This window comes from Heliomicrobium undosum (assembly GCF_009877425.1).
In the GTDB taxonomy this organism is placed as follows: Bacteria; Bacillota; Desulfitobacteriia; order Heliobacteriales; family Heliobacteriaceae; genus Heliomicrobium; species Heliomicrobium undosum.
Window position 1 is genome coordinate 25013 of record NZ_WXEY01000026.1, and the last position, 12849, is coordinate 37861.

Genomic DNA, 12849 nt, shown 5'->3' on the forward strand with positions numbered 1-12849 from the left:
CCTCTTCTCTGGTGCAAAATAGGGAAATGAGGGAATTCAACGCCAAAAGGAGGACATTGTGGGCCTATGGTAGAACAGTTTGAAGAGACACCGGATGTAGAACCCAAAACGGCGAAGCCCGGCCCGGCCGAGGGGGCGCCGCTGAAACCGGAGGAGTCGCGGGGACGCCGCATCGACGCCTTGAAAGAACTGGGCGAGACGGAAGTCCCGGGCGCCAAAAGCAACATCCACTGCCTGACCATCGTCGGACAGGTGGAAGGACACATGATCCTGCCGCCCCAGAACAAGACGACCAAATACGAGCACATCCTGCCCCAACTGGTCGCCCTGGAGCAGAGCAAGGACATCGAGGGCGTGTTGCTGATCCTGAACACCGTCGGCGGCGACGTAGAGGCCGGCCTGGCCATCGCCGAGATGGTCGCCAGCCTGTCGAAGCCCTCCGTCTCCATCGTCTTGGGCGGCGGCCATTCCATCGGTGTGCCCATCGCCGTATCAGCCGATTACTCCATGATCGCCTCGACGGCCACCATGACCATCCACCCGATCCGCCTGACAGGCCTTGTCATCGGCGTCCCGGCCACCTTTGAATACCTGGAAAAGATGCAGGACCGCGTCGTCGCCTTTGTGACGCGCAACTCCCGCGTCACACCGGAGAAATTCAAGGAACTGATGTTCAAAACAGGTGAACTGACCCGGGATATCGGAACGGTCGTCGTCGGCAAGGAAGCTGTCGAATACGGCCTCATCGACGCCGTCGGCGGAATCAGCGAAGCGGTGAAAAAACTGAATGAGTTGATCGAGGAGCGCCGGAACAACAAGGGGTTGTTGCAATGATCCTCTACACGCCGGTTCCGATGGAAACCATCTTTCAGGGGACAACGCCCGATGTGCCGACCATGTCAATCGTCTCCTTCAAGGGCAGGACTGTGATGGCCTACAACCGGGGGGACGGGCGCTACGAATTGACACGCCTGTTGACCACGGAGCCAAAGGACTACCTCGATCCCGAACTGCAACCGGGAAGGGAGATCTTTCCCGATTAAGCTCCCTAAAAGCCACCCCACTGGGATGGCTTTCCTTTTGCGTCTGCCGGTGACAACACGACTTACATGCAGGGTGATCATAATGGCAAACATGTTTCATCAACTGAAAGAAGACCTCAAGTATGAGATGGCCGGGCTGGGGGTTTTGGCCGTCGCCGTCTTCGGCATTGTCAGCCTCTTCACCGTCGGCGCCAACCCCCTGGTCCTGCCTTCTGCGGGCGCCGGCGCAGTGGGCCAGTTTTTTTACAACAGCCTGAGCATTACGGCGGGGCAGGGGAAGATCATCTTCCCGCTCTTTCTCGCCTACATCGGCGTCAAGATCATGACCCAACGGGCGCAATTCGCCATCGGGCGCAAGCTTGCCGGATTCACCGCCTCCTATATGATCCTGCTCACCTTCCTGCACCTGATGCTGCCGGTCGGGGGATCGGACTGGCAGGCAGGCATGGAAGGCAAGGGCGGCGGCGTCCTCGGGGCTTCTGTCGCTATCCTCTTAAAAACGCTCTTCGGCACTATCGGTACATATGTGGTCCTCACCGCCCTGATCCTGGCCGCTGTCCTCTTCGCCTTCGAGGTGTCCCTGGTTCAGTTGGTGGGGCTGCTCTTTGCCGGTCTGGCCGGCTGGTATGGCCGCGTCCGGGGCGTTCTGGGCAAGTTCCTCTTTACCGTTGTCGAGGAAGAGGAGCCTGTGCCGAAAAAGGCGGTCGAGAAAAAGTCGCGCCGCAAAAAGACGGAAGAGCCCTCTCCGGCAAACGGGTCGGAGGATATCCCGCTCGTCATCTTTGAGCATGAAAAAAATACGCCGGAGTGGCTGAAACAGATCCAAAAACCCTTCGATAAGGCAGCGCCGGAGCCGGCTGGGCCGAGCAGGTCTGCACCGAGCGGGTCCACCATCGGGACGGCAGCCCCGGTAACGCCGGCTACGCCAGAACCGGAAAACACAAGCGCCGCATTGGATGATACGGCCCCCTTGATCATCCAGCACTACGATGACACTGAACTGCCGGAAGAGCCGTCCATCGACGATACGCTGGTGGAAGCCAAGCGCCATGGAGAGGCGAGTATGCCGGGCTTTGCGGAAACCGCCGCCGGTGATCCTGCCGACGGAGAACTGTCCGCCGGCGCGCCTTGGGCAGATTTGGAATCGAACGCAGCCGAGACTGTCGCCACCGGGTTGCTTGACGAGAACCGGGAAAGCGGAGTCACAGCGGCAGTGAACGCTGCGGCTACAACAAACGCCACGGCTGCAACGAGCGCCAGGGCCGCAACGAGCGCGACGGCTGCGACAAAGGCCGCTTCCGGCCTCCCCGGCGTCGTCGAATACGACTTGCCGCCGCTCAGCCTCTTAAGCCGTTCAATGCGTGTCAAAAGCCCCCGTCTGGACCATGACATCACAGAAAACGTGCGCATCCTCGAAGAGACGCTGAACAACTTCGGCGTCCGTGTCAAAGTCACCCAGGTCAACCGCGGGCCGGCCATCACCCGTTACGAGGTCCAGCCGGCGCCAGGCGTCAAGGTCTCCAAGATCACCAACCTGGCTGACGACATTGCCTTGTCGCTGGCCGCCGGCGCCGTCCGGATCGAGGCGCCCATTCCCGGCAAGGCCGCCGTCGGCATCGAGGTGCCGAACAAGGAAGTGACGGCCGTCACCTTCCGCGAAGTCTTGGAGACGAATGAGTTCCAACAGGCGTCGTCGAAGTTGACCATCGCCCTGGGCAAGGATATCGCCGGCGCGCCCGTCGTGTCGGAACTGAACCGCATGCCCCACCTGCTCATCGCCGGGGCTACCGGCGCCGGCAAGAGCGTCTGCATGAACACGTTGATCAGCAGCATCCTCTTCAAGGCCAAACCCAACGAAGTGAAGTTCCTCATGATCGACCCGAAGATGGTCGAACTGACTCAATACAACGGCATCCCCCATATGATCGCCCCGGTGGTGACGGACGCTAAGAAGGCGGCGACGGCCCTGAAGTGGATCGTCAACGAGATGGAAAATCGTTACGAACTCTTCGCCGCTTCGGGGGTCAAGGACATCACCCGCTACAACCAGTTCAAGGCGCTCGACAACCCCGACGGACCCCAGCCGGCGCTGCCCTATGTGGTGGTGCTCATCGACGAGTTGGCCGACCTGATGATGGTCGCCGCCGTCGACGTGGAAGACGCCATCTGCCGCCTCGCCCAGATGGCCCGAGCGGCGGGCATCCACCTGGTCATCGCCACCCAGCGGCCTTCTGTGGACGTCATCACCGGGATCATCAAGGCCAACGTGCCCTCGCGGATCGCCTTTGCTGTCTCCTCCCAGATCGACTCGCGGACGATCCTCGACCAGGCAGGCGCGGAAAAACTGCTCGGCCGGGGGGACATGCTCTTTTCACCGGTCGGTTCCAACAAGCCCCAGCGGGTGCAGGGCTGTTACGTCTCGGACAAAGAAGTGGAGACGGTCGTCGAATTCCTCAAAACCCAGGGGCTGCCCGAATACCAGGAAGGGGTCATCAAGGCCCAGGAACAGGCGGAAGCGCCGGAAGAGGATGACGACGAACTCTTCGTCGACGCCGTCCGCGTCCTCCTGGACAGCGGACAGGCCTCCATCTCCATGCTGCAACGCCGGCTGCGGGTCGGTTACGCCCGGGCGGCGCGGCTCATCGACATCATGGAGCAGCGCGGCATCGTCGGCGGCTATGAAGGCAGCAAGCCCAGGGAGATCCTGATCAGCAAGGTTCAATTTGAAGCGAAGTACGGTTCGGCGAAAAATACAGGCAGCTAAGAAGGGGAAGGGCGACGGTGTTGACAGGGAAAGAAAATAGTGGGCTACGGAGGAACCCGCGGTTCCTCTTTTGCCTATTCATCGTGGTTTCGCTCCTGCTGCTCTCCGGATGCGGGGGAACGACAACGGGAGATAGAGCCGGAAATCAGGACGATGAGGGCGACATTACCGCCGGCAGTTATGTGCCGCCCCTGTTCGGCGCCATCCTGGCCCCGGCCGATTCGCCGGCGGCTGCCGGAAACGGCCAGGTGACGGCGGCGCTGCGCTCCTTGAAGGATCGATACGGCGCCAGCGCACGGGCGATCTCGCCGGCAGATTTTCTCACCCCTGAGGAAGCGCTGCGTTACTTCGGCGTCAACGAGGCCCGGGCCGTCGTTATCGCCGATCCGGCCTTCGCCGGTCTCGTTCCCGCCGCACAGGAGAAGTTTCAGAAGACAAAATTCATCTACTTAGGACCGCCCGAAGAGCGCGCCCAGGAAACAAGACTGGCTAGCGCCTATCTGGCCGGAGCGCTGGCCGGGGCGATACTCCCCGGCGGATCCGTGGCCGCCGTTGTTCCGCCCGGTGAGACAGAGGCGGCCGCTTTTGAGCGGGCCATCCGGGCCGGTCTGGCCGAAACCGGAAAGACGCTTCCCTTATTTATGACGCCTGCAGGCGGGGGAGCGGACCCGTCAGGCGCTGTTCCGGGAGTGGGCGACGCTGCCGCCGGGGATGGGAACGCCTCTGCTGCCCAAAGTGAGCCGGCTGCGGCAACAGCGGATCTGCGGATCATCCTGCGCGCCGCCGATATGCCGCCGCTTCCGCCGGGAACCCGGAGGGCCGGCAACGTCATCGTGCTCCTCCAGCCGAACGAAGCGCCGCCGCCGGGGATATGGTCGATCCAGGGCGGTGTCAACAGCACCGATCTGCTTCCCCGTTTAGAGGCGATCCTCAAAGGAAAAGAAGGGCAGCCGAGCGCCCTGCCGATCCAGTGGAACATCTTTATGAAGACAGCCGGGGCAACGGAAGAACACCAGCCATTGCCGGAGGAGATCCGGATGAAACTAGAACCGGTGTTGCAGAAACTGGCGCAAGGGGAAATACATTTCAACCAATGACTGGCCGACCCACAAGCAGCTACGTAATCTCCGAAAGAAACGTTTGATTATCGATGATTTAGCTTTGAACTTTTTGACAGAATTAAACTCTAAATGATATACTAATATGAGAATGTCGTAAAATTAACCTTCGGGAGATTTTCCGACTTTTTTTCTTGAAGGGAAGTCAGTGCGCTCGAATGAGAGGCAACACGGAAATACCCATCACCATTGACAAAGCACTGTCCGGCCAATTCGGTCCACTGATTGATGTGCGATCAGAAGGTGAATATACGGAAGCGACCATCCCCGGCGCGGTCAACATTCCCCTCCTGTCCAACGAGGAACGGGCGCGCGTGGGAACCATCTACAAGCAAAAAGGACCGGCGGAAGCCCGCGAAGTCGGCCTCGAAATCACCGGCCCGAAACTCCCGGAGCTGTACCGCAACGCGCAGGCGGTCGCAGGCAAGGGTCCTGCCGTCCTCTTCTGCTGGCGCGGCGGGATGCGCAGCAAGACCACAGCGACGGTCCTCAACCTGATGGGGATGGAGACGTACCGCCTCGAAGGCGGCTATAAAGCCTTCCGCCGTTATGTCAACGAATTTTTGGAGCAGCGTATCGGCGCTTGGCCCTTCCTCCTGCTCCATGGCAACACCGGCGTGGGCAAGACGGAGATCCTGTCCGCCCTGGCCCAACGAGGCGCCGGCGCCATCGACCTGGAGGCCATCGCGGAGAACCGGGGCAGCGTCTTCGGACATATCGGCTATCAGTCGGTCCCGAGCCAGCAAACCTTTGAAGGCCGCCTGGCCATGGCGCTCAACGCCTGCCGGGACAAGCCCGGCATTTTCATGGAATGTGAAAGCCGCCGCATCGGCCGCGTCGTCCTGCCGCAGAACTTTTTCCGGCGCATGCAGGAGGGGGAACGGATCCTCCTCTACGCGCCGATGGCCGTCCGGATCCAGCGGCTCGTCGATGTCTATGCCAGCCAAGCGGATAGGGGAAAGCTGCTGGAGGCGATGAGCCGGTTGGAACAGCGTCTCGGCAAGGCCCGGGTCAAGCAGTTGACCCAATGGGTCGAACAGGAGGATTATGCCGCTGTTGCGGAAGTGCTTTTGCGGGAATATTATGATCCGTTATACGGGTATCCCAACGGGCCGAGCCGCCACTACCCCTTCGCCGTCGATGCATCTTCGGTTACAGAAGCGGTGAATCTGCTCATGCTATACAATGAAGCACGCTTTCAGAAAGGAGGTCACGTCGATGGAAAGCCTCGGGCTTGTGCTCCGGCAAGCCAGGGAACAGAAGCAACTCTCTTTGCGCCAGGTGGAAGCGGAAACGAACATCCGTCTGGCGTACCTGACCGCTTTGGAAGAAGGCAATTATGACCTGCTGCCCGGCCGCGTCTACGGCGTCGGCTTTATGCGCAGTTATGCCAAATACCTTGGTCTCGATCCGGCGCCTCTGATCGAAGCGATGAAACATGACTGGAAGACCGAGGAAGAGGAAGCGCCCCCGGTCACGGAGGAGAAGGAAAAAGAGTATTCGGCCCCGAGAACGGGCGGCATCGTCAAATACGCCGGTTACGGCCTGGCGGTGGCCGCTATTGCCGGACTCGTCTTCGTATCGGCCCGGTTGCCTGACAAGGACCAACCGGAAAAGGGCCGCCTGGACGGCGGGGTGGCTATCAACAGCGCCAAACCGCCTGGCTCCGCCGCTGCCGATGGGACGGGGGCTTTGGGCGGCTCAGGGGCGCCGGGAATGCCAGGGGCATCGCCGGGAGCCCAGGCGTCCAATGGTGCGGGGACCGATCCGGCATCCCCCGCTCCTGCCGCGGTATCTCCGACCGATCCCGCCGCCGCGCAACCGGCCAATGGAGAAGCGGCCCCGGGCGTGCCCGCTGTGGCGCCCGCGCCGGCGGCGAGCGGTGTGGCCGTGACCTTGCGGGTGGTCCAGGACAGATGCTGGATGTCGGTGAGCCAGGACGGCCAGACGGCCTATGAAGGTACGGCGGCCGTTGGCGACGCCATGACCTTTACGGGCAAAGACAAGGTCAATGTGGTGCTCGGCAACGCCGGCGTTGTGGAAGTCATCTTGAACGGAAAAAGCCTCGGCACCCTCGGGGACATGGGACAGGTCATCACAGAAGAGTTTGTTCCCTTGACGCAAAACCCGGGTTGAGGCCCGGGTTTTTTGTATAACAAAGGAGGAAAGCGACATGGCCAAGGACGCATCGTTTGACATCGTATCTCAGGTGGATGAACAGGAAGTGACCAACGCCGTCCATCAGGCGGTCAAGGAGATGGAACAGCGTTTCGACTTCAAAGGCAGCAAGAGCGAGATCCGCCAGGAGCAAAGCGCCATCATCCTCGTTTCTGACGATGAGTTTAAGCTGAAAAACGTCACCGACATCCTGGAAGCGAAGATGGTCAAGCGCGGCATCTCCCTGCGCGCGCTGAAATACGGCAAAATCGAGTCGGCCGCCGGCGACACGGTCCGGCAGAAGGTCGACCTGGTCCAAGGGATCTCGAAGGAGAATGCCAAAGAGATCACCAAGCTGATCAAGGACAGCAAGATCAAGGTCCAAGCGTCCGTCCAGGGCGACCAGGTCCGCGTCAGCGGCAGCAAGCGCGACGACCTGCAAGCGGTCATCGCGTTGCTGAAGAAGGCGGACCTGGAGATTGAGCTACAGTTTATCAACTTCCGGTCGTAGTCTACGTAAAGTACTCAACCTCGGCATCGGGAAACCGTTCGAGCAGCGCCGTCTGGAGCAGATCCTTCATCCCTTTGGCCGTCTCGTCGGGGTATACATACTTGCCCATGCCGTACTTGCCGTACTTGAACTTGCGCTTCTCCTCGTCCATGTCGAGGCGGGATTCGGGAAAGCGCTCCAGGATCACTTTTTTGGCCCGCGCCGTGAAGCGGTGCTGGATCAACTCAAAGGTCACCGGAGGAGAAAGGGGCTGGATTGACGCCAGCTCCTTTTTCAATTGGTCGAAGAGACGGAGGTAGTCTTCCTCCCAGCCGGGGTAGACCATGATCGGGGCGATGATGAATCCGAGGGGATAGCCGGCGCGGGCCACCTGGGCGGCGGCGGCGATGCGCTCGGCGACAGGCGGCGTCCGGTGCTCAAAGTCGCGGACGACGCGCTCGCTGTTTAAGGAAAAGCGAAAGCGCGTATGGCCGTTGTGACGGGCGTTAAGGAGCGGTTCCACGCCGGTGAACTTGGTGACGAAGCGGAGGCGGCCCAACTCCTGGCTCCCGAAAAACTCGATCGTCTTAAATAAAGAGCCTGTCAGGTGCTCGACGCTCAGCGGATCGCCGGAACTGGCCACTTCGAAGGTGGTCACTTCCGGCGCATTTTTTTCGATGTACTTGGCCGCCTGGTCGAGCATCTCCTCCACATTGACGTAGACGCGAAGATAAGGCCGCTGGCCGAGAGTCGTCTGCAAGTAGCAGTACTCGCAGTGACCGGGGCAGCTCGTCATCAGGGGAAATTGGTAGTCGGCCGAGGGGCGGCAGGTGGGAAAGCGCAGGTCTCGTTTGACACCGACGACGAGGGTCTTTTTCGCTTGGGCGTACTTCTGGTTCGGCGTATCCCCCGGCAGGCCGGTGACGCGGTTATGGGAAGGAATCTGCCGGGTGGGCAGGCCCAACTCGCGGCAGAGGGCGACGATCTGCTGCCCCAGCGGGTAGGCGAGGGCTTCCTCTTCAAAAAAGACCCGCTGGGGGACGTAATGCCATTTTGGCTGCTCCTGGGGGTGATCTTTCAGTTGCTCCTTGGGCGGCTCTTTCGGCAGTTCTTTCGGCAGTTCTTTCGGCAGTTCTTTTGGTTGCTCCTTGGGTCGCTCCTTCAGTTGGTCCAACAGGGCACCTCCTCCAAAGGAGTTTTCCCGGCGATGGGCAAGAAAAAAGCCCCCTCGAGCGGGTCCGGGTCGACCTGTTCGAGGGGGCGGGAAATTTACTTTAATCCCCGGTAGGGCGTCACGCCGTCATAGGTGAGGATCGCTGTATACATGTCGGGCCGCCGGTCGCGGAAGACGCCCCAGGCGGTGCGCATGCGGGCGCACTCGTCGAGGTCAAATGTGACCGTCAGCACCGTTTCGGAGGCGCGGTCCGCTTCGGCGACCTTCTGGCCGAAGGGGTTGGCGATGAAGGAAGAGCCGTAAAAGTCGATCTCCGACTTACCAGAGGTCTCCTTGCCGATGCGGTTGGAGGCGACGAGCGGGACCAGGTTGGCGCCGGCATGGCCTTGCATGCAGATCTGCCAGTGGTCTTTCGAGTCGACGCCTGGTTCCTCCGGCTCGGAGCCGATGGCTGTCGGGTAGAGGAGGATTTCGGCGCCCATCAGGGCCATGCAGCGGGCCGCTTCGGGAAACCACTGATCCCAGCAGATGCCCACGCCGATCTTGCCGTAGCGGGTCGCCCAGACCTGAAAGCCCGTATCGCCGGGGTTGAAGTAAAACTTCTCCTCATAGCCGGGACCGTCGGGGATATGGGTCTTGCGGTAGACGCCGAGGACCTCGCCGTCGGCGTCGATCATGGCGACGGTGTTGTAACGGGCGTTGTTTTTCTTTTCAAAAAAACTGATTGGCAGGACCACACCTAGTTCCTTGGCGATAGGCTGAAAATGGCGCACGGCGCGGTTGTTCTCCGTCTCCGTGGACAGATCGTAGTGCTCGGGCAGTTCGGTCTGGCAGAAGTAGGGCGCTTCAAAGAGTTCCTGCAATAAGATGACCTGGGCGCCCTGGCGGGCCGCTTCCCGGACGAGATTTTCCGCCTTGGCGATGTTGGCGTCCACATCCCAGGAACAGCTCATCTGAGTGGCGGCGACGGTGACCTTGCGCATGGGATCCCTCCGAATCGATACTATTTGGGCATCTGCTGGGTGGCGCAATGGATGTTGCCGCCACCGGTGAGGATGATCCGGCTCTCGACAGGCACGATGGTCCGGTCGGGGAAGACGCGGGCCAGGACGGCCTCGGCCTGCCGGTCCGTCTCGGCGCATTCGCCGCCGAAGATGGGGAGGATGATGCCGCCGTTGACGAAGTAGAAGTTGATGTAGCTGGCGGCCATGCGGACGCCTTTGTGGTGGAGGACAGGCGGCTGCTCGATGGGGATGATCTCCAAGGAGCGGCCTCTGGCGTCGACAGCCTGCTGGAGGATCGCCAGGTTCTCGCGGCTGATGGCGTAGTTGGGGTCGTCCGGGTCGGAGCAGACCTGGAGGAGCACCACGCCCGGCCGGGCGAAACAGGCCACATTGTCCACATGCCCATCGGTATGGTCGCCGCAGAGGCCGTTTTTCAACCAGAGGATCTTCTCGACGCCGAGGTATTGGCGGACCTGCGCGTCCAGTTCCTCGCGGGTCATGTGGGGGTTGCGGTTTTTGTTGAGAAGGCACTCTTCTGTCGTCAGGAGGGTGCCTTCGCCGTCGACATGGATGGAACCGCCCTCCATGACAAAGGGGGCGTCAAAGCGGCGGATGCCGAAGTGCTCAAGCAGTTGGGGGGCAACGAGGTTGTCCAACTCAGAGGGGAACTTGTTGCCCCAAGCGTTGAACTGCCAGTTGACGCCGGCCACCTCGCCAGCGGCGTTTTTGAGGAAGGTGGGGCCGTTGTCGCGGATCCAGGAGTCGTCGTACTCCATGGGGAGGATATCGACGGAGGGACCGCAGATCTGGGCGGCCTCCTCGGCAAGTTCAGGCAGGACGATCATGGTGACAGGTTCAAAGCGGGAGATGGCTTGGGCCACCCGGGCGTAGGCCTGGCGGACCTCGTCGAGTTCATCGGGCCAGGTCGTATCGTCGATGGGCCAGACGATGAAGGTGCGTTGATGGGTCGCCCATTCGGGGGGCATGGCGAAGCCGGATTGCTGCGGCAGAGACATGAGATCTTCTCCTTTGTTTGGTGATTCGACTTATTATAGCATGGGGAGGAGATGAGCAGAAATGAGTTAACCACGTCAATGTGGACGATATTGATCAAGTGTTCGCTCAAATTAGCGGATCAAAAGCCCTGTTGACAAAAATGGTCTTATGTGATGAGTATAATCTTGTCCAGCAGTGGACCTGCTTAGCTTTATAGCACGCTTGGTTCGGGACCAAGAGGCCGCAGGTTCGAATCCTGTCGCCCCGACCATTGATTTGATTGGGTTTTTCGGGTGTGTGGGCAGCGGTTGCGGTGGGGGTTTGACGCCTGGCGTGACGGCTGCGGGGATTTGAAGATGATAAAGATAAGGCCTAGAGTGAGAAGTTCTAGGCTTTTTTGTTGTGTTGGCTTTAGAGACAGGCGGCAAGATATCAAGAAATTTACCGGCCACGAGATGCCGGACTGGAGCACTAACAGCTAGCGAGAGGGTAGTTACACCTGCGATAACACCACGCTAAAGTTCAGATGAAGCAGTTCAGGTCCAGGATGGAATTCCTGGGCTTTAATCTATTCCGGGAGTTGATTTATGGATTCGAAAACAAAAGCCTTTTTCCAAAAGAACCACCTTTGGCGTCCCATGCTGTTGCCCGAGCATCGCATCGTTACCCGCGACAACACTCGGGCCTCGCTGTCAAACGAAGAAAGTTACCCGAACCCACAGAACTCCACTTGGAGGAAATGGAGCATGTGATGGAAGCGGCTCTACGTGACAGCCGGGAAATCCAGATTCGGCTGCGTACCAAACAGTGGATCACAGCGGTGCCGATCAAGGCCAAGTCGGGGAAGCTGTTCGTCGACACAGATAGGGGAGAGCGCGAGATCCGCTTTTCTGATATCGTGGATGTTCGGGATTAACTGCATCGCCCGGCCTAAACTGTCATACGCGAAAAAGCTTTAATAAAGTCATTGCGAGTGGGGTGGTCAGCAACTACCCTGCTTTTTTTGGGTGTTTCGCTTTTATCGCTAAGTTATTTTCCTTTAGAATTATATTTTCCTCTTTTTGGGTAAATTCTATTTACCTAAAAAAATATCCATGTTATTATAGAGCTTATATAAATTCCCAAATTTGTTTCTTGCTTGGGGGTGGCTTGCAATAAATAAATATATTATCGATTGAAGAAAGGGGGCCTAAATTTACTCACTATAAACTTATTGTAAAATTTTTCAAAAAATATGTGAAGAAAGATGTGAACGGAATGAAAAAAATTACTAAGCTTATTGGGTCCTCATTAGTTTTAATAGGAATAGTGTTTAGTGCTACACCGGGTGCATTTGCCGCTAAATCTAACGACTCAACCGGAAACGTTACGCCACAGTGGGGTGTAAGTGTTCATGGAACGGGTTTCGTAAAAGGAACGTATAACTGGGCCATTGCCCGCCAATTTAATGAAGCCAACGCACAGTCAATTGCGGCCGCCGATGTAGCCACTGATACCTCACTTTATACGGGAGGTTATCCACTAAGTCACGACGAATACCATTTCAATATGAATAGTAGTTCTCTATCAGCAGTAGGCACTTCAAGCGATTCAAGAGTACAAAAGTCTTCGGAATACTTTTCTTTAGCTGTAAATAAATACAATAAGGCAAATACTGATTATGCTAATGTAGTAGCTTATATTAATCAAACTTATCCATCAGGCGCCTCAAAAGACGCAGCTTTGCAAACAGCAAGGAACGATAGAGCAACGGCTAGACTCAAAGCGCTAAATGATTTGGGAACTGCTCTTCATGCCTGGCAAGATGTTTTTGCTCATGGTAATGTTCAAACTATGACACAACATAATTCTTATAAAGCTCCTGAAGACCCTTCAACTTCTATTATTGATGACCCCAACTACGATATTAACTGGAGTACAGGCACGGTTACGAAGCCTGGATACGAATTTGGCTCAAGATATAATGCCACAAAAAGCAAAACAATTTCGATGTTAGACTTATTTAAATCTAGTGTGGGATACAATCCTAACGACTAACCTAAATAACCCAATGAAACAATAAAACCACTCAGTCAGGTCTACAGCATAACCAGGTTTGTTAAT

12 protein-coding genes are annotated in these 12849 nt (G+C 58.1%); 9 read left to right on the forward strand and 3 right to left on the reverse strand.

All coding sequences use genetic code 11. The features are described from left to right. Positions 1 to 66: 66 nt before the first annotated feature. From GTO91_RS15640 to GTO91_RS15670, 7 genes are all read left to right on the forward strand, one after another. A complete protein-coding gene (locus tag GTO91_RS15640; protein WP_235919642.1) occupies positions 67 to 834 on the forward strand; it encodes a ClpP family protease in 768 nt (255 codons plus the stop codon). After that, complete coding sequence (locus tag GTO91_RS15645) at positions 831 to 1043, forward strand: YlzJ-like family protein (protein WP_161259665.1); 213 nt, start codon at positions 831 to 833, stop codon at positions 1041 to 1043. Before GTO91_RS15640 ends, GTO91_RS15645 begins: the two co-directional genes overlap by 4 nt. Before the next feature lie 82 nt (positions 1044 to 1125). Then, positions 1126 to 3807 carry an FtsK/SpoIIIE family DNA translocase gene (locus GTO91_RS15650; RefSeq protein WP_161259666.1) on the forward strand — a complete coding sequence of 894 codons (2682 nt, stop codon included), beginning with the start codon at positions 1126 to 1128 and terminating at the stop codon, positions 3805 to 3807. A 17-nt stretch (positions 3808 to 3824) separates the two neighbouring features. Beyond that, positions 3825 to 4904 (forward strand): hypothetical protein, encoded by a 1080-nt coding sequence (locus tag GTO91_RS15655; protein ID WP_161259667.1) that lies wholly within the window; start codon positions 3825 to 3827, stop codon positions 4902 to 4904. Between the two features lie 179 nt (positions 4905 to 5083). Further along, the gene (gene mnmH / locus GTO91_RS18255; RefSeq protein ID WP_161259668.1) at positions 5084 to 6268 is read left to right on the forward strand and encodes a tRNA 2-selenouridine(34) synthase MnmH; all 1185 of its coding nucleotides are present in this window, start codon (positions 5084 to 5086) and stop codon (positions 6266 to 6268) included. Further along, a complete protein-coding gene (locus tag GTO91_RS15665; RefSeq protein WP_328793828.1) occupies positions 6207 to 7061 on the forward strand; it encodes a RodZ domain-containing protein in 855 nt (284 codons plus the stop codon). The genes mnmH and GTO91_RS15665 overlap by 62 nt, the downstream gene beginning before the upstream one ends. A gap of 37 nt (positions 7062 to 7098) precedes the next feature. Beyond that, a complete protein-coding gene (locus GTO91_RS15670) occupies positions 7099 to 7593 on the forward strand; it encodes a YajQ family cyclic di-GMP-binding protein (protein ID WP_161259670.1) in 495 nt (164 codons plus the stop codon). Between the two features lies 1 nt (position 7594). Here GTO91_RS15670 and splB read toward each other — a convergent pair whose 3' ends face one another. From splB to GTO91_RS15685, 3 genes are all read right to left on the reverse strand, one after another. Further along, positions 7595 to 8746: a spore photoproduct lyase gene (splB, locus tag GTO91_RS15675; protein ID WP_161259671.1), complete on the reverse strand. Its 1152-nt coding sequence runs from the start codon at positions 8744 to 8746 to the stop codon at positions 7595 to 7597. A gap of 95 nt (positions 8747 to 8841) precedes the next feature. Further along, positions 8842 to 9729, reverse strand: a complete 888-nt coding sequence (gene aguB / locus GTO91_RS15680) for an N-carbamoylputrescine amidase (protein WP_161259672.1) — start codon at positions 9727 to 9729, stop codon at positions 8842 to 8844. 20 nt (positions 9730 to 9749) lie between these two features. Beyond that, positions 9750 to 10766, reverse strand: a complete 1017-nt coding sequence (locus GTO91_RS15685; protein WP_161259673.1) for an agmatine deiminase family protein — start codon at positions 10764 to 10766, stop codon at positions 9750 to 9752. Positions 10767 to 11497: 731 nt separating this feature from the next. Here GTO91_RS15685 and GTO91_RS15690 point away from each other — a divergent pair. Together GTO91_RS15690 and GTO91_RS15695 are read left to right on the forward strand one after the other, a co-directional pair. Next, a complete protein-coding gene (locus GTO91_RS15690) occupies positions 11498 to 11662 on the forward strand; it encodes a hypothetical protein (protein WP_161259674.1) in 165 nt (54 codons plus the stop codon). 341 nt (positions 11663 to 12003) lie between these two features. Beyond that, the gene (locus GTO91_RS15695; RefSeq protein ID WP_161259675.1) at positions 12004 to 12783 is read left to right on the forward strand and encodes a hypothetical protein; all 780 of its coding nucleotides are present in this window, start codon (positions 12004 to 12006) and stop codon (positions 12781 to 12783) included. The last annotated feature ends 66 nt before the right edge of the window (positions 12784 to 12849 follow it).

Excerpts from the sequence above, each read along its gene's own strand:
- GTO91_RS15640 (WP_235919642.1), top strand. The coding sequence starts at position 67 with ATGGTAGAACAGTTTGAAGAGACACCGGATGTAGAACCCAAAACGGCG.
- GTO91_RS15650 (WP_161259666.1), top strand. The coding sequence starts at position 1,126 with ATGGCAAACATGTTTCATCAACTGAAAGAAGACCTCAAGTATGAGATG.
- GTO91_RS15670 (WP_161259670.1), top strand. The coding sequence starts at position 7,099 with ATGGCCAAGGACGCATCGTTTGACATCGTATCTCAGGTGGATGAACAG.
- GTO91_RS15645 (WP_161259665.1), top strand. The coding sequence starts at position 831 with ATGATCCTCTACACGCCGGTTCCGATGGAAACCATCTTTCAGGGGACA.
- GTO91_RS15685 (WP_161259673.1), bottom strand. The coding sequence starts at position 10,766 with ATGTCTCTGCCGCAGCAATCCGGCTTCGCCATGCCCCCCGAATGGGCG.
- aguB (WP_161259672.1), bottom strand. The coding sequence starts at position 9,729 with ATGCGCAAGGTCACCGTCGCCGCCACTCAGATGAGCTGTTCCTGGGAT.
- GTO91_RS15690 (WP_161259674.1), top strand. The coding sequence starts at position 11,498 with ATGGAAGCGGCTCTACGTGACAGCCGGGAAATCCAGATTCGGCTGCGT.
- GTO91_RS15695 (WP_161259675.1), top strand. The coding sequence starts at position 12,004 with ATGAAAAAAATTACTAAGCTTATTGGGTCCTCATTAGTTTTAATAGGA.
- mnmH (WP_161259668.1), top strand. The coding sequence starts at position 5,084 with ATGAGAGGCAACACGGAAATACCCATCACCATTGACAAAGCACTGTCC.